This is a genomic window from Sphingomonas sp. JUb134, from assembly GCF_004341505.2.
Classification (GTDB): Bacteria; Pseudomonadota; Alphaproteobacteria; order Sphingomonadales; family Sphingomonadaceae; genus Sphingomonas.
The window spans coordinates 53,662-73,047 of sequence record NZ_SLYP02000003.1 but is presented as its reverse complement, the minus strand read 5'-3'; the positions used below and the strand labels follow the sequence as shown (position 1 = coordinate 73,047).

At 67.4% G+C, this 19,386-nt stretch carries 15 protein-coding genes; 11 read left to right on the top strand and 4 right to left on the bottom strand.

All coding sequences use genetic code 11. The features are described from left to right. Nucleotides 1–78 precede the first annotated feature (78 nt). Nucleotides 79–1,890 (top strand): sensor domain-containing diguanylate cyclase, encoded by a 1,812-nt coding sequence (locus EDF69_RS18600; RefSeq protein ID WP_132883641.1) that lies wholly within the window; start codon nucleotides 79–81, stop codon nucleotides 1,888–1,890. 73 nt (nucleotides 1,891–1,963) lie between these two features. Here EDF69_RS18600 and EDF69_RS18595 read toward each other — a convergent pair whose 3' ends face one another. Together EDF69_RS18595 and thiS are read right to left on the bottom strand one after the other, a co-directional pair. Beyond that, nucleotides 1,964–2,134, bottom strand: coding sequence for a CsbD family protein (locus tag EDF69_RS18595; RefSeq protein WP_125961144.1), 171 nt, complete (start codon nucleotides 2,132–2,134; stop codon nucleotides 1,964–1,966). Between the two features lie 111 nt (nucleotides 2,135–2,245). Next, nucleotides 2,246–3,250: a sulfur carrier protein ThiS gene (gene thiS / locus EDF69_RS18590; protein ID WP_132883642.1), complete on the bottom strand. Its 1,005-nt coding sequence runs from the start codon at nucleotides 3,248–3,250 to the stop codon at nucleotides 2,246–2,248. Nucleotides 3,251–3,366: 116 nt separating this feature from the next. On the opposite strand from thiS, the gene aroQ reads away from it, so the two are divergent. The 10 genes from aroQ (at nucleotide 3,367) to EDF69_RS18540 (ending at nucleotide 14,459) form a co-directional block, all read left to right on the top strand. Then, nucleotides 3,367–3,813, top strand: a complete 447-nt coding sequence (gene aroQ / locus EDF69_RS18585; RefSeq protein WP_132883643.1) for a type II 3-dehydroquinate dehydratase — start codon at nucleotides 3,367–3,369, stop codon at nucleotides 3,811–3,813. 30 nt (nucleotides 3,814–3,843) lie between these two features. Beyond that, nucleotides 3,844–4,347 (top strand): acetyl-CoA carboxylase biotin carboxyl carrier protein, encoded by a 504-nt coding sequence (accB, locus tag EDF69_RS18580; RefSeq protein WP_132883644.1) that lies wholly within the window; start codon nucleotides 3,844–3,846, stop codon nucleotides 4,345–4,347. A 4-nt stretch (nucleotides 4,348–4,351) separates the two neighbouring features. Next, the gene (accC, locus tag EDF69_RS18575; protein ID WP_132883645.1) at nucleotides 4,352–5,707 is read left to right on the top strand and encodes an acetyl-CoA carboxylase biotin carboxylase subunit; all 1,356 of its coding nucleotides are present in this window, start codon (nucleotides 4,352–4,354) and stop codon (nucleotides 5,705–5,707) included. An 86-nt stretch (nucleotides 5,708–5,793) separates the two neighbouring features. Beyond that, nucleotides 5,794–6,138, top strand: a complete 345-nt coding sequence (gene arsC, locus EDF69_RS18570; RefSeq protein ID WP_132883646.1) for an arsenate reductase (glutaredoxin) — start codon at nucleotides 5,794–5,796, stop codon at nucleotides 6,136–6,138. A 3-nt stretch (nucleotides 6,139–6,141) separates the two neighbouring features. Beyond that, nucleotides 6,142–7,710: a phospholipase D-like domain-containing protein gene (locus tag EDF69_RS18565; protein WP_132883647.1), complete on the top strand. Its 1,569-nt coding sequence runs from the start codon at nucleotides 6,142–6,144 to the stop codon at nucleotides 7,708–7,710. A 113-nt stretch (nucleotides 7,711–7,823) separates the two neighbouring features. After that, nucleotides 7,824–8,174, top strand: a complete 351-nt coding sequence (locus EDF69_RS18560; RefSeq protein WP_132883648.1) for a CidA/LrgA family protein — start codon at nucleotides 7,824–7,826, stop codon at nucleotides 8,172–8,174. Then, the gene (locus EDF69_RS18555; protein ID WP_132883649.1) at nucleotides 8,171–8,869 is read left to right on the top strand and encodes an LrgB family protein; all 699 of its coding nucleotides are present in this window, start codon (nucleotides 8,171–8,173) and stop codon (nucleotides 8,867–8,869) included. The genes EDF69_RS18560 and EDF69_RS18555 overlap by 4 nt, the downstream gene beginning before the upstream one ends. Nucleotides 8,870–8,939: 70 nt before the next feature. Beyond that, entirely contained in the window at nucleotides 8,940–9,380 is a 441-nt protein-coding gene (locus EDF69_RS18550) for a YbaN family protein (RefSeq protein ID WP_339539007.1), read from the top strand. A gap of 211 nt (nucleotides 9,381–9,591) precedes the next feature. Beyond that, nucleotides 9,592–13,002, top strand: coding sequence for a glycosyl hydrolase 2 galactose-binding domain-containing protein (locus tag EDF69_RS18545; RefSeq protein WP_132883651.1), 3,411 nt, complete (start codon nucleotides 9,592–9,594; stop codon nucleotides 13,000–13,002). Next, entirely contained in the window at nucleotides 12,999–14,459 is a 1,461-nt protein-coding gene (locus tag EDF69_RS18540) for a carboxylesterase/lipase family protein (RefSeq protein WP_132883652.1), read from the top strand. Before EDF69_RS18545 ends, EDF69_RS18540 begins: the two co-directional genes overlap by 4 nt. Here the strand turns inward: EDF69_RS18540 and EDF69_RS18535 are convergent. Together EDF69_RS18535 and EDF69_RS18530 are read right to left on the bottom strand one after the other, a co-directional pair. Further along, nucleotides 14,456–15,982: a tryptophan halogenase family protein gene (locus tag EDF69_RS18535; RefSeq protein ID WP_132883653.1), complete on the bottom strand. Its 1,527-nt coding sequence runs from the start codon at nucleotides 15,980–15,982 to the stop codon at nucleotides 14,456–14,458. The two genes, EDF69_RS18540 and EDF69_RS18535, sit on opposite strands and share 4 nt — an antisense overlap. Before the next feature lie 87 nt (nucleotides 15,983–16,069). Then, the gene (locus EDF69_RS18530; protein ID WP_339539045.1) at nucleotides 16,070–19,243 is read right to left on the bottom strand and encodes a TonB-dependent receptor; all 3,174 of its coding nucleotides are present in this window, start codon (nucleotides 19,241–19,243) and stop codon (nucleotides 16,070–16,072) included. Nucleotides 19,244–19,386 lie beyond the last annotated feature (143 nt).

Genomic DNA, 19,386 nt, shown 5'->3' with positions numbered 1-19,386 from the left:
GGAGGTGCACCAGTGGCATCGCGCCTGAGCAACACGCGACAGCTTGCGCGAACCGCTTTGCCGCGCGAACCTAAGGCGTTGTTAACCTTCGGACGCCATCCCAACTCCGTGATCGCTGCTCTTCCCGCCCCCAGCATGATCGGCAGCGTCGCCCGCCTCGGGCTGGCGTCGCTGGTGCTTTCGGCGGCAAGCCTGTTGCTGACCCGATTCGACGGGAACATTGCCTTCATCTGGGGGAATACGGGGCTGGTGATCGCCGCCTTGTCGCTGCGGCCCCGGGACCAGTGGCGATGGCTCCTACCGGCGTTCGGCGTCGCCATGTTCGCCGCTACCGCCTGCTTCGGCATGGGCATGGCTGCGGCCGCCCCGCTCCTGGCCGCCACCATGACCGAAGCGACGCTTCCGGCGTGGCTGCTGCGTCGCTGGGAGGGACGGTTTTTCGACCGGGTTACCGGCGTCGTCATGTTCCTGCTGATCGCGGGGATCATTGGGCCTCTCATCGGCGCGGTGATCGCCGCAAGCGCGATTTCCCTGCTTACCGACGCGAGCTGGCAGCGAACGGCGATTCGGTGGTTCACGAGCCACGGCCTCGGCACCATCACCTTCACGCCGCTGATCATGCTGCTCTTGCGGGGCGACGTCGGGCGCTGGTTCCAGGGGCCACTGCGTGCGCAGATGGGTCCGTTCGCCGTGCTGGGACTGGTGGCGGCAGTGGTAACCGGGGTATTTCTCCAGGACGGCGTCCCGCTGCTGTTCCTCCCCATGTTGCCGATGCTGGCAGCCACGATGCTGTACGTGCGCATCGGTGCCGCGGGCTCGATCCTCCTGCTGGTGGCGATCGGCGGCCTGCTTTCGCTGAGCGGCCACGGGCCGGTTCACGCATTGCCGACCCCGCCGCTGAACCGCATCCTCTTCTTCCAATTCTACGTCGGGTGCGCGGCGCTGCTGGTGCTGCCCGTGGCGGCACTGATCAAGCAGCACCGCCAGGCGATCCGCGACCTCTCCCAAAGCGAAGCGCGGTTCCGCCTGCTGTCGGACCGCTCGGCGGATGTCATCTTGGAGGTAGCGCCCGACGGCACGATCCTGCACGCCTCCCCGTCCGTCGCGCAGGTCGCGGGACAGCCGCCGGCCTATTATCTGGGGCAGCACGGCTTCACCCTGGTACATCCCGAGGACCAGCATGTTCTGTGGCGCGCGCATCGCCAGGCGCTCGCCAATCCCGACATTGCCCACATCGCCCAGTTCCGTAGCCCACGCGAAACCGCGGAGCCGACCTGGTTCGAGGCCGCGCTACGTGGCCTGGGGGGCAGCGCCGGGCAAGGGCTGATCGTGATCCTGCGCGACATCTCCGCGCGCAAGGCGACGGAACTGGCGCTCGAGATCGCGGCGAGTACCGATCCGCTGACCGGCCTCGTCAATCGGCGGAGCTTCCTCCAGCGGTTGCGCAATCAGATCGAGCATTGCCGGGTCGGCAGCAGCCAAGGCAGCGTCGCGCTTGTCGATCTCGATCACTTCAAGTCGGTCAACGACCGGTTCGGCCATGCGGTCGGCGATCTGGCGCTGCAGGCGTTCGCGCGCATCGCCGCCGCGACGATCGACCGGAGGCACTGTCTCGCGCGCATCGGCGGAGAGGAATTCGCCATCCTGCTCGTGGGAATCAATCCGAAGGAGGCGGAGGCGACATGCGAGCGGCTGCGCGAGGCGGTCGAGCAGTTGAAGGTGGAACTACCCAGCGGGATGCTCGAGATCGAGAGCCCGAGGATCACCGCCAGCATCGGCCTGACCGCGGTGGATCCGGCGAGCGATCCGGCCACCATTCTCAACCGTGCCGACGAAGCGCTGTACCGCGCCAAGGCGTCAGGCCGGAACTGCGTCCAGGTCGCAGACTAGCAGGGCATGCAAAAGGCCGCTCCGGTCTCCCGGAGCGGCCCCATGCCTCCGCTCTCGCGGAACTCGTATCGGCTCAGATGTCGTCGCCGAGGGCGCCCTTCACCTTGCCGGCGAACTGCTGCACCTTGCCCTTGCCTTCTTGCACCGCGCCTTCGTCGCGGGTGGCAGGGTTGTTGCTCTGCTGCTTCGCCTTGCCGAGCGCTTCGTTGACGTTGCCTTTGATCTTGTCGGTGAGTTCACCCATGATCGTCTCCTCTCGGTGGCCGCGGCAGCAGCGGGAAGCGCGCCGTTCAGCCATCGGAAGAAGAACGGGTGGCACGGATCGCGGTTCCACGATCCGGTATCCCGACTTGCTTTAGATCAGTCCGGCAAGCGGGCTCGACGGGTCCGCATAGCGGCGCTTGCCCATGCGACCGGCGCGATAGGCGAGCCGCCCCGCCTCCACCGCCGCGCGCATGGCCTGCGCCATCAGCATCGGGTCCTTGGCCTCGGCGATCGCGGTGTTCATCAGCACGCCATCGCAGCCGAGCTCCATCGCAGCGGCCGCGTCCGAAGCGGTGCCGACGCCCGCGTCGACCAGCACCGGCACCTTGGCACCCTCCACGATCAGGCGGATCGTCACCTTGTTCTGAATGCCAAGGCCGGAGCCGATCGGCGCCCCCAGCGGCATGATCGCGACGGCGCCGACATCCTCCAGCCGCTTGGCGGCTATGGGATCGTCGACGCAATAGACCATCGGCTTGAACCCTTCCTTGGCCAGGATCTCGGTCGCGCGCAGCGTCTCGACCATGTCGGGATAGAGGGTGCGCGCCTCGCCCAGCACCTCCAGCTTCACCAGCTCCCAGCCGCCCGCCTCGCGTGCCAGGCGCAGCGTGCGGATCGCGTCCTCTGCCGTGAAGCAGCCGGCTGTGTTGGGAAGATAGGTGATCTTCTTGGGGTCGATGAAATCCGTGAGCATCGGCGCCTTGGGATCGGTGACGTTCACCCGGCGCACGGCGACGGTGACGATCTCCGCGCCCGAGGCTTCGACCGCAGCGGCGTTCTGCGCCATGTCCTTGTACTTGCCGGTGCCGACGATCAGGCGCGAGCGGAAACGCTTGCCCGCGACCTCCCAGCGGTCTTCGTCCACCACCGCCGCATGGTCGCCGCCGCCGACGAAATGCACGATCTCCAGCTCATCGCCGTCATGGAGTTTCGCTTCGTGCAGCGTCGAGCGGGGCACCACCTCCAGGTTGCGCTCGACCGCGACCTTTTCCGGCACCAGGCCGATCTCCGCCGCAAGTTCGGCGATGGTCTGGCCGGCGCGAACGCGCTTGTGCTCGCCGTTGACGATGATCGTGATGGTGCCGTCGTTGTGCATTCGGGTTCGCCTTGCCTGTCGTCGTCCGCGGCGCGTCTCGACTTCGTCCGACGCTCGGGGCTATGGCCGGCGCATATAGGGTGCCGGCGACCCGGCCCGCAACCGAAAGGCAGCGCATGGCGGACACCGTCCCAGCAACCGTCTACGTCCTCAACGGCCCCAACCTAAACCTGCTGGGACTGCGTGAGCCCGAGATCTACGGCTCCGACACGCTGGACGACATCGCCGGCATGCTGGAGGACCGCGCCCGCGAGCTCGACCTGGAGATCGACCTGCGCCAGTCGAACCACGAAGGCCATCTGATCGACTGGCTGCACGAGGCGCAGGCGCAGCGCGCGCGCGCCGTGCTGCTGAACGCAGGCGGCTTCACCCATACGTCGGTGGCGCTCCACGACGCGATCAAATCGGTGAAGACGCCGGTGATCGAGGTGCATCTGTCCAACCCGCACCGGCGCGAGGCTTTCCGCCATACCAGCCTGATCGGACAGGCGGCCAAGGGAACCATCGCCGGATTCGGCGCGCTTTCCTATCTGCTGGCGCTTGAAGCCGCCGCGCGCATCTGACAGGAGCGCGGTTTTTCCCCTGGGGGTCTCATGGCAGAAGATACGCAACCCGCCACCATGGCGATCGACATCGAGCTGGTACGCCAGCTGGCGGAAGTCCTGGACCAGACGCAGCTGACCGAGATCGAGGTCGAGGACGGCAGCCGCAAGGTTCGCGTGGCGCGCAAGGCGGCGCCAGTCGCGCAGGTGCCGATGGCGATGCCGCAGGCCTATGCGCCGCAGCCCGCCCCGATGGCCGGCGCACCGGCCTCGCCCGCAGCAGCCCCGGCCGAGGCCGGCGGTTCGGCACCGACGGCAACCGCGGACGCGGTCAAGTCGCCGATGGTCGGCACCGTCTATCTGGCCGCAGAGCCGGGTGCGAAGCCGTTCGTCTCGGTCGGCCAGAAGGTCGCGGCCGGCGACACGCTGGTCATCATCGAGGCGATGAAGGTGATGAACCCGATCCAGGCGACTGCGGCCGGAACCGTCACCGCAGTGCTCGTCTCCAACGGCCAGCCGGTCGAGTTCGACCAGCCGCTCGTCGTCGTCGAGTAAGCCCGTGCCCGAAATCAAGAAGCTCCTGATCGCGAACCGCGGCGAAATCGCGCTCCGCATCCATCGCGCCTGCCATGAGATGGGCATCAAAACGGTGGCGGTCCATTCGACCGCCGACGCCGATGCGATGCACGTGCGGCTGGCGGACGAGGCGGTGTGCATCGGGCCGCCGTCGGCGACCGAGAGCTACCTCAACATCCCGAACATCATCTCGGCCGCAGAGGTGACGGGCGCCGACGCGATCCATCCGGGCTATGGCTTCCTCTCGGAGAACGCCAAGTTCGCCGAGATCGTCGAATCACATAATCTGATCTTCGTCGGGCCCAAGCCCGAGCACATCCGGACGATGGGCGACAAGGTCGAGGCCAAGCGTACCGCGGGCGCCCTGGGGCTGCCGCTGGTGCCGGGCTCCGACGGCGCGATCAGCGACTTGGCCGAGGCCAAGGCGCTGGCCGAGCGGATCGGCTATCCGGTCATCATCAAGGCGGCATCCGGCGGCGGCGGCCGCGGCATGAAGGTGTGCACCAGCCCCGACCAGCTCGAAACGCTGATGCAGCAGGCCGGCACCGAGGCGAAGGCCGCGTTCGGCGACGCGACCGTCTACATGGAAAAGTACCTGGGCAATCCCCGGCACATCGAGTTCCAGGTGTTCGGCGACGGCAACGGCAACGCCATCCATCTCGGCGAGCGCGACTGCTCGCTCCAGCGCCGCCACCAGAAGGTGCTGGAGGAAGCCCCCTCCCCGATCCTGTCCACCGCCGAGCGCGATCGCATGGGCGGCATCGTCGCCAAGGCGATGGCCGACATGGGCTATCGCGGTGCGGGCACGATCGAGTTCCTGTGGGAAGACGGCGAGTTCTACTTCATCGAGATGAACACCCGCCTGCAGGTGGAGCATCCGGTGACGGAGATGATCACTGGCGTCGACCTGGTGCGTGAGCAGATCCGCGTCGCCGAAGGGCATCCGCTGTCGGTCCAGCAGGACGAAATCGAGTTCCGTGGCCACGCGATCGAGTGCCGCATCAATGCCGAGGATCCGCGCACCTTCACGCCGTCGCCCGGCAAGGTCGCGGCCTATCACGTGCCGGGCGGCATGCATGTCCGCGTCGATAGCGGCCTCTATGCCGGCTACAAGGTGCCGCCCTATTATGACAGCATGATCGCCAAGCTGATCGTCTATGGCCGCACGCGCGAGGGCTGCCTCCTGCGCCTGCAGCGCGCGCTCGACGAGTTCGTGATCGAGGGGATGAAGACCACGATCCCGCTCCACCAGGCGCTGCTCGACGACCCCGAGTTCCGCGAGGGAGCGTACACGATCAAGTGGCTGGAGGAGTGGCTGGCAAGGCAGCCGGCGGCCTGAGTGCAGGCGGGATCGGCGCATGCGACACGCCGCGCGCCGCTCCCGCTTTCCTCCACCTCCTCCACCAAACAGCAGGGAAGAACGCGTTGAAGGCGACCATCTGGCACAATCCCCGCTGTTCGAAATCCCGTGAAGCGCTGGCCATCCTGGAGGCGACACCCGGCGTGGAGGTGACGGTTCGCGACTATCAGAAGCTGCCGCCTTCCCGCGCAGAGTTGGCGGCGCTCTACGCGCGTGCCGGCATGACACCCGCCCAGGGCCTTCGTCGAAGCGAGACGATCGCCAAGGAGCAGGGACTGGGGGCTGCCTCCGACAACGCGATCCTCGACGCCATGGCCGCGCACCCGATCCTGATCGAGCGACCGCTGGTCGAGACCGAAAAAGGGGTACGGCTCGGTCGTCCGCCCGAGACGATCCGCGAAATCCTCTGAACCATGGCCAAGACCAAGCCCCCGCTCGAGCCCGGCCGCAACTGCTGGCGGATCGAACCGGCGAGTCGCGCCGCCGTCATCATCGATGCCGACGCCTATTTCCGGCTCGCCCGCGCCGCGATGCGGAGGGCGGAGCAACAGCTGCTGCTGATCGGCTGGGACTTCGACGGCCGCATCAAGCTGGTGCAGAACGACGAGGACGACGCGCCGGCGCGCGTCGGCGCATTCCTCGAATGGCTGGTGGGCGCACGCAAGCGACTGCACGTCCACATCCTGCGCTGGGACACCGGCGCGGTGAAGTCGATGTTTCGCGGCACCACCATCCTGACGCTGCTGCGCTGGAAGGCGCACCCGCGCATCACCGCGAAGCTCGACGCCTTCCACCCCCCCGCAGCGTCACACCACCAGAAGATCGTGGTGATCGACGACTGCCTCGCCTTTTGCGGCGGTATCGACATGACGGCCGACCGTTGGGACACGCGCGAGCACCGCAGCGACGAGCCGGCGCGCGTGGAGCCGAACGGCACCCCTTATGGCCCCTGGCACGACGCCACCACCGCACTCGCAGGGCCAGTCGCAAAGGCACTGGGCGAACTCTGCCGGACGCGCTGGGAACTGGCGGGCGGGCAGCCTCTGCCGGTGCCGAGCGAGGATGCGACCCCGCCCTGGCCGGAGGGACTGGACGCGACCTTCACCGACGTCGAGGTCGCGATCTCGCGCTCCTCGCCCGAGATGCCGGACCAGCCGCCGGTGCGCGAGATCGAAGCGCTGTACCTGGACCTGATCGCGCGCGCCGAACGCTGGATCTATGCCGAGAGCCAGTATTTCGCGTCGCGCAAGATCGCCGAGGCCATCGCCCGCCGGCTCGACGAGCCGGACGGGCCAGAGATCGTGATCGTCAACCCGGTGAGCGCGCAAGGGTGGCTGGAGCCGATTGCGATGGACACGGCGCGCGCGCGGCTGGTCGAGGCGCTGCGCCGGCGCGACAAGCACGGACGGTTCCGCGTCTATCATGCCGAAAACGAGGCGGGCGAGCCGATCTACATCCATGCCAAGGTGACGGTGATCGACGGCGAGATCCTGCGGGTGGGATCGTCCAACTTCAACAACCGATCCATGCGGCTCGACACCGAATGCGACGTGACGATCGACGCGACCCGACCCGCGAACGCCCATGCGGCACCGGCGATCGCCAATGTCGCCCATGCGCTGATCGCCGAGCATTGCGGCACGGAGCCTGGAACCGTCGCACGCCACATGGCCGACACCGGCTCGCTGATCGCGGCGATCGACGCGCTGAGCCCGACCAGCGGGCGGCGTCTGCGCGCCTATGAGGAGCCGGACCTCTCCAGCGTCGAAAAGTGGCTCGCCGACAATGAGGTGCTCGATCCGGAGGGGCCGGAGGAGATGTTCGAGGCGCTGTCGAACCGCGCCGGCCTGCTGCGCCGCCTGCGGCCGGGACATGCGGCGCCGGTGCCCAAGTCGCTCTATGCAGCGGGCGCGGTGACGCTTGCCGCAGTCGGCGGCACGATCGGTGCGGCGCTGTGGCGACGCCGGAGGAAGGGCGGGTAAGTTCTTCGGGCCGGCGCCTCCTCCGGCGAGCGGTTCCGAGCAGGCGGGAACCGAGGGTGCCCCCCTTCACGCTGCTTCACCTCCGGCCGGTCCCGCTTTAACCTGGACGCACGATGATCGCCGCTATCGCCCAACTGCTGTTCTGCCAACTGATCGGCGAAGCCCTGAACCGCGGCGCAGGCATCCCGCTCCCCGGTCCCGTGCTGGGCATGTTCCTCCTGTTCGTCTGGCTGAAGATCCGCCCCGCCGAGCGGGTCGAGCTGAAGGCGGTGGCGACCTGGCTGATCGGCCACTTCGCCGTGCTGTTCGTGCCGGCAACCATGGGCCTGATCGACGAAGGACCGGCGCTGGCGCGCGACGGCATCGCCATCCTCGTCGCCTGTGTGGGCGCCACGCTGCTGACGATCGCGGTAACGGCGCTCGTGTTTCGCTGGGTCTCCGATCGGGACGAAACCGCCGCATGACCGCGCTCGGCTCGCTCCTCCACACGCCGCTGCTGTGGATCGCCGTCACCCTGCTGGTGTTCGAGGGCGCCGACACCATCTCCCGCCGGAGCAACCGCCATCCGCTCGCGCATCCGGTGCTGATGTCCGTTCCGGTGCTGGCGGCGATCCTGTTCGCAACCGGCACGCCCTATAGGACCTATGCGCAAGGCACAGCGACGCTGACCTTCCTGCTGGGGCCGGCGACGGTGGCGCTGGCCGTGCCGCTGTGGCGCAACTGGCCGCTGGTGCGCCGGTCGGGCAAGGCGGTGCTCGCAGCCCTGCTCGCCGGGTCGCTGACGGCGATCCTGAGCGCGGTCGCGATCGGCTGGGCGCTGGGCGCCTCGCCCGAGGTGCTGGCGACGCTGGCGACGCATTCGGCGACAACGCCGGTCGGCATGGCGATCGCCGAGAGCATCGGCGGCATAGCTGCGCTGGCCGCGGTGACGATCCTGACGACCGGCATCCTCGGCGCAATGGTGGCGACGCCGCTGCTCAACCGGCTGGGGATCACCGATCCTCGAGCGCGCGGCTTTGCGATCGGCGTCACCGCCCACGGCCTCGGCACCGCCCGCGCGTTCCAGGTAAGCGAGACCGCCGGCACCTTCGCGGGCATGGCCATGGCACTGAACGCGGCGATGACTGCCCTGCTGCTGTCGGTCGTGGCGCTGCTTTGAAGGCACCACGCTTTCCCGGCCATTCGGTACCGGTTAGCACCGGCACGACACGTCGCTGGAGGACAGCCGCATGAAACAAGCCCGCGGCGAGCCGGCAGGATCGATGGCTGAACAAGCGCCGACCCCTGAGGCGGCACTTCTGCGGCGGGGGCGAAGCGCCCGGCTGGCATGGCTGTGCCTCGGCCTCCTGCTGGTGGGGATCGGCTTCGTGGGCATGTTCGTGCCGCTGCTGCCGACGACCGATTTCCTCATCCTGGCGCTGCCTTGTTTTGCGCGCTCGTCACCGCGGCTGGAGCTATGGCTGCTGCGGCACCCGCGGTTTGGCCCGGCCCTGCTCGCCTGGCGTGAACGAGGCGCGGTGCCCCGGCATGCCAAACTCGCCTCCTGCCTGGGCATGGTCATCGGGTTCGGACTGTTCTGCTGGGCCGTGCAGCCGGGCTGGATCGTCGCACTGATGGTCGCGGCGGTGCTGGTCGCTTGCGGCACATGGGTGCTGCGGCGTCCTTCCTAGCGTCTGCGCCACGCTGCGTGCCCGAGAGGGCGCGCGACGCCGGTGGTTGCGTCGCCTAGCGCCGAAGTTGTCTCGACTTCGCAGAGGACGCGAATTGTTCGGCGCGTGCTTTCGGGAGCTATCGCCAAACAGAAATTGATGTAACAAATCGCACACGTCAACTGTCGACAGCGGCACAGCAGGAGTCGCGTCTATCCGGGGGGAGATCTGAATGCGTGCGCTGTCCTTTGCCGCCATGCTGTTGCTTGCGAGCACGGCCACCTCGACCATGGCGCAGGCTCCCGGCAACACAGGCCCCTACAATGCGGCATTCCTGAAGGGCGGGATCGGCATCGAGCGCCCGTTGCAAGGCAGCGATGCGGCACTGGCGGCAGGCGCACCCTGGTCGATCTCGACCTGGGTGCGGCCGGACAAAGCCCGGGCAGACGCCACGCTAGTGGCGGTCGGCGATCCGGGAGGCGAAACTCGAAGACTGCAATTGCGTGAGGGCAGGCCAGAAGCAGTCGATGGCGGGCAGACGGTCTCGGGCCGCGTTGTTCTTGCGCCAGGCAAGTGGACGCATCTGGCGGCTGTGTCGGACGGGCGTACCCTCACCCTCTATGTCGACGGCCGGCGCGTCGGGCGGGGGGCCGCGCCTTCCACTGCCGTCGCCCCGCGGCTGGGGATCGCCCCGGTCGTCGATGGGCGTCACTTCGGTGGCACGCTCGTACACGCCGCCTTCACCGGCACGGCACTCACCCCGGAGCGGGTCGCGACTGCGGTCCGCGACCGCCCCGACTTCGACCTGGTGCAGATCTGGCGCGTAGGCGTTGGCTGGGAGTGGCAGAAGCAGGCGAACACCGGGCTTTGGCGCCAGCAGGACCCGTGGACCCTGCCCCAGGCACGCGGCAAGGCGATCACCGCACCCAGAGCACGGCCCGCGGAACGGACCGGGCCGCTCGCTCGCAATGCCGACGGGCGGTGGACGATCCACGGTTGGCAGCTGGCAGCCGCCCCCGAGGTAAAGGAGGATGGGGCCGCCCTGTCGCGATCGACGCGGGCAAGCGGCACCTGGCATGCGGCGACGGTACCCGGCACCGTGCTGACCACGCTGGTCGATCGCGGCGTCTATCCGCACCCCTATTACGGGCTCAACAACCTCGCGATCCCCGAGAAGCTGGCGCGCCAGGATTATTGGTACCGCACCAGCTTCACCGTGCCGCCCGAGGCGGCGGGCAAGCGGCTGACGCTGATCTTCGGCGGCATCAACTATGCGTCGGAGATCTGGGCCAACGGTCAACGGCTCGGAACCACCAAGGGCGCGTTCATCCGTGGCCAGGTCGACTTCGTCCCGGTCGCGGGTGAGAACCGGCTGGCGATCCGGGTGTCTCCGCCCCCGCATCCCGGCATTCCGCACGAACAGTCCATTGCGGCCGGCGTCGGTGAAAACGGCGGTCAGCTCGCCATCGACGGTCCGACCTTCATCGCGACCGAGGGGTGGGACTGGATCCCCGGCATTCGCGATCGCAACACGGGCCTGTGGCGTCCGGTCGAACTGTTGGCGCACGGCGACGTCCGGATCCTCGACCCGCAGGTGATCACCGACCTGCCGCTGCCCCGTACCGACGTCGCCGATGTCCATGTGACCGTGCCGGTGGAGAACGGCGGCACCGTCCCGCGGCAGGTGACGGTGCGCGCAGCCTTTGGCGACGTGCGGGTGGAAAAGACCGTGTCGGCGCCGCCGGGGGAGAGCCGGGTCGTCTTCACGCCGGCCGAGTTCCCGGCGCTGCGGGTGCGCAACCCGCGCCTGTGGTGGCCGAACGGTTATGGCGCGGCGGCCCTCTATCAGCTTTCGCTGGAGGCGCTCGCTGACGGGCAGCTTTCGGACACCAAGACCCAGCGCTTCGGGATTCGCGAGGTGAGCTACGACCTGTCGCTGTTCGACAGCGCGGGGGCGCTGCGCCGCGTCAACGTGCAGACCACCGACGGCAAGCTTTCCGGCACGAAGCTGATCGACGTGACGCATGAGGGGATCAAGCAGAGCCCGCGCGGCTGGGCGGAGTCGCTGACAGCGGCCGGCGAGCGGTCCCCCGCCGTTACGCCTGTGCCGCAGCAGATGCCGGAGCCCCACCTCACGATCCGCGTGAACGGCGTGCCGATCGCCGCGCGCGGCGGCAACTGGGGCATGGACGATGCGATGAAGCAGGTCAGCCGCGAGCGCCTCGCCCCCTATTTCCGCCTCCAGAAGGAGGCACACATGAACGTCATCCGCAACTGGATGGGCAACAACAACGAGGAGGAGTTCTTCGAGCTTGCCGACGAGAACGGCATGATGATCCTGAACGACTTCTGGCAATCGACCCAGAATTTCCAGGTCGAGCCCCAGGATCCGCAGCTGTTCCTCGCCAATGCGGTGGACACGGTGAAGCGCTATCGCAATCACCCGTCGATCATCCTCTGGTTCGGCCGCAACGAGGGCGTGCCCTACCCTGCCTTGAACGAGGGGCTGGACGACGTGATCGCCGAACATGACGGCACGCGCTGGTTCACCGGCAGCTCCAACGTGGTGAACCTGCAGGGGTCGGGCCCGTACAACTATCGCCCGCCGGTCGGCTATTTCACCGATCTCGCCACCGGCTTCTCCGTCGAGACGGGTACCCCGTCGCTTTCCACGCTGGAGTCGGTGAAGGCGTCGGTGCCGGAGAGCGAGCTGTGGCCGCTTAGCGACACACTCGCCTATCATGACTGGCACTTCGCAGGGAACGGGGACACCAAGACGTTCATGCAGACGCTGGGCACGATGTTCGGCGGGGCCAGCAGCTTCCCCGACTTCGAGCGCAAGGCGCAGATGATGAACCTCGAGACGCACAAGGCGATGTACGAGGGGTTTCTGGGGCATCTGTGGACCAAGAATTCCGGCCGGCTGCTGTGGATGACGCACCCCGCCTGGCCGTCGAACGCGTGGCAGATCTACAGCTGGGACTATGACACCCACGCCGCTTATTATGGGGCGAAGAAGGCCGCCGAGCCGCTGCACGTGCAGCTGAACCTGCCCGGCAACGAGCTGGTCGTGCTCAACACCACGCAAGCGGCGGTACCCGGCCTCACGGCGCGGACGCGCGTGGTGAGCCTCGACAATCGCGAGCTGTTCACGAGGACCGATCGGGTGGACGCCGCCGCGAACCAGGCGATGAAGCTGGAGCCAGTCCCGCTCGACCGCATCTTTGCGCAGGCCCCGATGGTGCTGGTGAGCCTCCAGCTGCTGGACGGGCAGAACCGCGTGGTCGCGGAGAACTTCTATTGGCGCGGCCGTGACCCCGCTTCCTATCGGGCGCTGAACGACCTGGCGCAGGTGTCGCTCGATGCCACCGCTGCGGCACCCGTCGCGGACGGCGAGGACCGGATGATCGCGGTGACGTTGGCCAACCCAGGCCAGGTGCCGGTGCTCAACGCCAAGCTGACGCTGGTGGACGCGCACGGCGAGCGCATCCTGCCGGCCTATTACAGCGACAACTACGTCGCGCTGCTGCCCGGCGAGCGCAAGCGCATCGAGGTCCGCTATCCGGCGAGCATTTCGGCCACGCCGTCGCTCACCTTGCGCGGGTGGAACGTCGCCCAGCAGCCGGTGGCGGTCGCGAAATGAGCGCACGCCTCCTCGCGTCGATCGCAGCGCTGCTGCTCCTGGGTGCAGCTCCGGCTCCGCCACGCGTCACGGTTCCCGGCGGGACGGTGGAGGGCGCCAGTGCGGAGGATGGCGCCTTGGTCTTCCAGGGCATCCCCTACGCCGCACCACCGCTTGCCCAGTTGCGCTGGGCCGCGCCCCAGCCGGTGCGCGCCTGGCAGGGCGTGCGCCCAGCCAAGGTTCGGGCGCCTGCCTGCCCACAGAACGACGATGGCTGGAACCGCACCGACGCCGCGCACTACAGCGAAGATTGCCTGACGCTCGACATCCGCACGCCCGGCCTCACGGGCAAGCGGCCGGTGATGGTGTGGATCCACGGCGGCAGCAATCGCGCGGGATCGGCCGGCGGCATGGTGGCGTCCCGCATCACCCGAAAGGGCGTCGTGCTGGTGGCCATCCAGTATCGCCTGGGTGTGCTCGGCTTCCTCGCCCCCCGGCAGGCGGCGGTCAACGGCACCGCGGGTAACTACGGGCTGATGGACCAGATCGCAGCACTGCGCTGGGTGCGCGCGAACATCGCCCGCTTCGGCGGCGACGCGGACCAGGTGACGCTGTTCGGCGAGTCGGCGGGGTCGCAGGACGTCTCGCTGATGCTGGCTGCGCCGGACGCACGGGATCTGTTCAAGCGCGCCATCCTGCAGAGCGGCACGCCGGGCTTCGGCCAGCCTTTCCGTCCCCTGCGGGACGCCTTCGCGATCGCCGACCAGGCGGAACGGCTGGCCGGGGGAGCAGGCCTTGCCGGGCTCCGTGCGGCGCCGGTGAAGCAGCTGCTCGAGATCGACACCAAACTGTCCGACCCGTCGCTGCACACCAACGGCTTCCTGTGGCTCAAGACGACGATCGACGGTCGTGTGCTGCCGGAGTCCCCGCGGCGCCTGCTCGCTAAGGCGCCTCGTAAACCCGTGATCATCGGGACGAACCGCGCCGAGTTCGGGCCCAAGGACGGCGCGACGGACATCACCGAGACGCTGCAACGCGTCTACGGTCCGCGCGCGGCAGAGGCACAGCGGCTGTATGCTTTCGGCACGCCCGGGCGCGATCCGCGGCTCGGCCACCCGGCGCTGGAAATCGAGAGCGACTGGGTGTTTCGCTGCCCCGCCATCACGCTCGCCACCCAGCTCGCCCGTCAGGGCTGGCCCGTGTGGAGCTACGAGTTCGACCTTGCACCCGATGGCGGCCTCACCAGCCATGCGATCGAAATTCCCTATGTAATGGACGCGCGGCCGATCGGTGACGGAGCGTCGCTTCAGGACTATTGGGTGAATTTCGCGCTACGCGGCGATCCGAACGGCGGCGCTCTCCCGCGCTGGCCGGCCTTTTCCGCGGACACGCGTCGCTATCTCGCGATCACGCCGAAGGGCGTGGAGGCTGCGGAGAAGCTGCGGATGGAAATCTGCGCGCTGAGGAACGAGATTTAGCGGGCGGCTGCGCGCCCTCCGCCATCACCACCGACCGTCCGGGCCAGAAAGGCGGCGTGCGGTTCGGCCTGTGCTACCGTTGCGGCGATCGCCGCGCGCATCCGCGCGAAGGTGTCGGTGAGCTCGGCGATGCTGAACCGGTCAGCCAGCGGTGACGAATGCTCGGGCAGATCCTCGAACCCGGCGTAGAGGCTCAGCCAGCTGGGGTCTTGAAAGGTCTCCCACTCGCGACGGACGAACTCGCCACTCGCGCGCCAGGTATCGAGCTTGAGCTGCAGCCCCTCGGTCGGCGGCATCGCCCGCATTCGGTCCCAGAACGGCTCGCCGTGGCGACCGTTCGCCCAATAATGCAGCAGCAGGAAGTCGCGGAGCCGCTCGAACTCCAGCACGGATTGATAGTTGTAGATCGCAGCCAGGCGGGGATCACAGGCGCGGTCCGGAAGGAAGCGCACCAGCCGCTCCAGGCCCGTCTGGATCAGCGAAATGCTGGTCGATTCCAGCGGCTCAAGGAAGCCCGAGGCGAGCCCCAGTCCGACGACATTGCGCTCCCAGAAGCGTGCCCGATGTCCGGTGGTGAAGCGTAGGCGGTTCGGCTGTCCCAGCGGTTCTCCCTCCAACTGCTCCAGCAGCATCGTTTCCGCGGACCCATCGTCGAGGAAGTCCGAGCAATAGACATGTCCGTTGCCGATGCGGTGGCGTAGCGGGATGCGCCACTGCCAGCCGGCGCGGCGCGCGGTGGCGACGGTGAATGGCTCTTGCGCGGCATCCCGCGGGCGGCAGGGAATGGCAATCGCGCGGTCGACCGGCAGCCAGCGGCGCCAGTCGACATAGGGGACCTCCAGCGCCTCCCCCAGCAACAGGCTGCGAAAGCCCGAGCAATCGATCCAGAGATCCCCCCCGATCCGTCGCCCATCCTCCAGCAGGACCGCGGCGACATGGCCGGTTTCGCCATCCCGCTCGACGCGGTCGATGCGTCCATCGAGGTGAACGACACCGGCCGCGACCGCACGGTGGCGCAGCAACGTGGCGAACTTGCTTGCATCGAAGTGCACCGCGAAGTCGAAGACGCCGAGGTCGTTCGCAGGCTTTTGCGCAGGTGCCAGGAAGCGGCCCTGTTCAGCCAGCTGGGTCGCGAGCGAATAGGCGCCAAGCGGGGTCGGGTCACCCGCCTGCCGCAATTTCAGCCAGTAATGGTGGAAGGCGACGCCGCGCGCAGGCGTGCCGTAGAGGCCGAAGGGATGAAAGAAGCGGTGGCCGGGCGCCTTCCACCCGTCGAAGCGGATGCCGTATTTGATCGTGCCTTCGGTCTCGCGCAGCACCTCGGCATCGCTGAGACCCACAGCCGCGAAGAAGTCGCCGATCGCGGGCACCGTCGCCTCGCCGACGCCCACCGTACCGATCGCAGAGCTTTCGACCACCGTGATCGAGACCCGCAGGTGATCGAGTTGGCGCGCGAGAAAGGCAGCCGCCATCCAGCCGGCCGTGCCGCCGCCCACGATCACGATGCTGCGGATCGGGTTCATCCTGTTTCTCCCGCGCGAAGGGTACGCCCGCAAACGAAGGCCGCCGCACTTGATGGTGCGGCGGCAAGGTGAACCATCCGCGCGCCCTTAGAAGCGCGCACGCACCCCGGCGATGAAGCGCCGTTCGTAGATGTTCTCGAACAGCACCTGGTCGCTGAAGGTCAGGTAGTAACGCTCCGTCTCTGCAGTGAGGTTGGCCGCCTGACCGTAGAGCGTGAGGTACGGCAGCACGTCGTAGGAGATCGACGCGTCCAGATAGTTGGTCGGCCGCTGGTACTGCGCGAGTCCCGGGATGCCGCCATAGTCGGACGAGACCAGCCGCTTGGAGCGGTAATTGTACGCGATGCGGGCCTGGAAGCCGTATTTCTCGTACCAGAGGGCGGCGTTGATCTGATGCTTGGAGTTGTCCTGGAACGGCTGGTCGTGGCCCGCCAGGTCCACGCGCCCCGTGTCGCCAAGCGAAAGGGTGTAGTTTGCATCCACGCCGAAGCCGCTGAGGAATCCGTCCACGCCATAGTCGGCAAGCGCCTGGCGCGCGGACGCTTCGATGCCCTTCAGCGTGCCGCCTTCGCCCTGCTGCGTCGTGCTGACCGGAACCGGCCGGCGGATCACGCCGTCGTTGTCGGGGATGTCGTTCCGGATGACCGTCGTATTCTCGATGAAGCTATCGACGTTGATGTAGAAGGCGCCGAGGGCGACCAGGCTCGACTGCCCGGTGTAATATTCCAGGCTCGCCTCGGCATTGTCGGCGCGCCACGGCTCCAGCTGCGGGTTGCCGCGCGCATTCGCACCGCGAGCCTCGAACAGCCCTGTGGCGGTGTTGATGGCATAGTTGACGTTGAGGCCGCCGCCCCATTGCAGGAAGTCGAGCAGCGTCATCGTCTTGGCGAAGGCTGCACGCAGCCGAAGTCCCTCGGTCAAGTCCACCGCGACGTTGAAGGCCGGCAGGAAATCCGTGAACTCGCGCTTCGTGAGCAGATCTCCGGCGTCGACCCCGGAAACCCCATAGGGCTGGGGCACGCCGACGATGTTCTGGCGCACGGTGAAGCGGGTGTTGACGATGCGGACGCCGCCGTTCGCCTTGAACGGGAGGCCGAATACCTCGCCCTCGCCCGCGACCTCCGCATAGCCGGAGATCTGGCTGAGCTTGATGCCGAAGGAATCCGCCGGATTCACGTTGTTGACGCTGCCGGGATAGAAGCTGTTCTGGAACGCCTCGGAGTCGTCCATCGCCTTCGGATCCAGCACCCACAGTGTCGGCGCGCCGGCGGCCGGCAGTTGATACTGCTTCATCAACCCGGCGAAGACCGGGTCGTCGCCCTGCCGGGTGAAGCCGGCCGTATAGGGAGTGCCTGCCGCATCGCGGACCGCACAAGCATTGTCGCCCAAGTTGACGTCGAACGCCTTCCACTTGACGTAGCAGCCACCCGCCGGGTTCGCGGGGTTGTCGGTGTTGCCCGCATAGAAGGGCGAGATGCGCTCGAAGGTGAACTGGTCGACGCTGCGCTCGCCGTAGCGCGCACCGAATTTCAGGCGAAAGGTGTCGCTCGCCTTCCACTCGGCATCACCGCGCAGGGCCCACAGGTCGCCATCCTGGTAGACGTTGTTTTCCGAGGAGATGGTCTTGAGCCCGTAGCGCGAGACATCCCCCACCTGGTCCAAGAACGCCGGCGAGAAGCCGAACACCGGCTTGCCGCTGGTATAATCGACGGTCGCATCCTGGCTGTAGGCTCGATAGCCGGTGGGGTTGAAGCGGATGTCCCCGCCCGGATAGTTACCGACGCCGTCATATGCCCATTGATACCCGTCCGTCAGGTTGAACTGAGCGTAGGACTGGTCGAGCTTGCGGCTGGCCTTGCCGTAGATGCCGCGGACCGTGGCGCTGAACTGCTCGCTCGGCTTCCAGTCGAGCTGGACATTGTAGTTCTGCGACTCCGAACGAATACGGAACGTCTCCGCATAGCTGTCGAAGTTCGGCAGGTCATAGGCATAGCTCTGAACGGTGTTCAGGTTATACCCGCCGACCACCGCGCCCGTGTCCCGAGACGCCGTGGGAAGGAAGGGCGACGACTGCCAATCGACCATCTGGAACTGGAAGCCAGCGGTACGGTCGTACTGCGTCTGCTTCGTGTAGAAGCCGTCGGCGGTCAGCCGCAACGCGTCCGAGAATTCGAACTGCAGCGAGCCATTCGCGCCGAAGCGCTCGCGGCTGGTGATGCGGTTCCAGGCGGTGTGCGCCTGCGGCGTGATGAACGCGTCGTTCGCGTCGCCATCGCCGTTCACGTCGAAGCCGACGATCTCACCCGCGCCGTTGCGCACCGGCGTCCCGCGGCTGACCAACAACGGTGAACAGCGCGTGCCGCCGACGGCGGGTGGCGTGCCGACGGGGTCCGGCACGACGCAGGAGGTCGCAGGGTTCGTGTCCGTGTTCGGGGTGGTGTTGTAGAGGATCCGCCCCGCCGCATCGCGCCGATAGTTGCCGACTGCGAAGTCGCCCGGGTTGGTTGCACTGCCGCCTTCGTTGCGCAGCGTGACACCATAGTCTTGGATACCGCGGAAGCTATTGGCGAGGTCCAGGTCGCTATAAGCGGCCGATACCAGGATGCCGAAGCGGCCGGAGTTATAGGAGATCAGGCCGTTCGCGGACGGGTTCCACTTCTCCGTCTTGTCGCCGTACTGCGCCTCCGCCGCGCCGGCGATGGTCAGGCCGCTCTTGAGGTCGAACGGACGCCGGGTGAGGAGGTCCACCGTGCCCGAAAGGCCCGCCTGCTGGAGCGAGGCGGTCGGCGACTTGAAAACGGTCGCGCCCGAGAAGAGCTGCGAGGGAATGTCGGTGAAGTTCGGCTGCACCGTGGTGACCGAGTTGGCACCCAGGAACTGCTCGCCGTTCATCAGGGTCGTCACCTGCGGCAGGCCGCGGATGTTGATGGCGCCGCCCTCACCCGCCTCACGCCGAATCTGGACGCCGGGGATTCGCTGCAGCGAGTCCGCGATGGTGACGTCGGGAAGCTTGCCGATGTCCTGGGCACTGATCGCGTCCACGACGCTATCCGCCTCACGCTTCACCTCAATCGCGCGCGCCTGCGCAGCGCGGATGCCGGTGACGACGATCTCCGAACCATCATCGTCCGACTGCGTGGGTGCCGCGACCGAGTCCTGCGGGCGCTCGATCGCCTCCGGATCGGTCTGGGCGACATCCTGCGCCTGGGCGGCCCAGGCACCGAACGTGCCGAACGCAAGTGCGGACGTAGCCAACAACACGAAACGACGTGCGGAAACGCTTCCTGCAACCATGCCACCCTCCCTAGTCGACCGATGTGTTCCTCGGCTTCGAATAAGTAAATTACTTGTTCAATCTAGTAGAGAGGGTGTCAAGAACTTGCCGTTACCTAGAAAGTATACGG

Excerpts from the sequence above, each read along its gene's own strand:
- accB (WP_132883644.1), top strand. The coding sequence starts at position 3,844 with ATGGCAGAAGATACGCAACCCGCCACCATGGCGATCGACATCGAGCTG.
- thiS (WP_132883642.1), bottom strand. The coding sequence starts at position 3,250 with ATGCACAACGACGGCACCATCACGATCATCGTCAACGGCGAGCACAAG.
- EDF69_RS18535 (WP_132883653.1), bottom strand. The coding sequence starts at position 15,982 with ATGAACCCGATCCGCAGCATCGTGATCGTGGGCGGCGGCACGGCCGGC.
- EDF69_RS18550 (WP_339539007.1), top strand. The coding sequence starts at position 8,940 with ATGAAACAAGCCCGCGGCGAGCCGGCAGGATCGATGGCTGAACAAGCG.
- EDF69_RS18545 (WP_132883651.1), top strand. The coding sequence starts at position 9,592 with ATGCGTGCGCTGTCCTTTGCCGCCATGCTGTTGCTTGCGAGCACGGCC.
- EDF69_RS18595 (WP_125961144.1), bottom strand. The coding sequence starts at position 2,134 with ATGGGTGAACTCACCGACAAGATCAAAGGCAACGTCAACGAAGCGCTC.
- EDF69_RS18565 (WP_132883647.1), top strand. The coding sequence starts at position 6,142 with ATGGCCAAGACCAAGCCCCCGCTCGAGCCCGGCCGCAACTGCTGGCGG.
- EDF69_RS18560 (WP_132883648.1), top strand. The coding sequence starts at position 7,824 with ATGATCGCCGCTATCGCCCAACTGCTGTTCTGCCAACTGATCGGCGAA.
- EDF69_RS18540 (WP_132883652.1), top strand. The coding sequence starts at position 12,999 with ATGAGCGCACGCCTCCTCGCGTCGATCGCAGCGCTGCTGCTCCTGGGT.
- EDF69_RS18555 (WP_132883649.1), top strand. The coding sequence starts at position 8,171 with ATGACCGCGCTCGGCTCGCTCCTCCACACGCCGCTGCTGTGGATCGCC.
- aroQ (WP_132883643.1), top strand. The coding sequence starts at position 3,367 with ATGGCGGACACCGTCCCAGCAACCGTCTACGTCCTCAACGGCCCCAAC.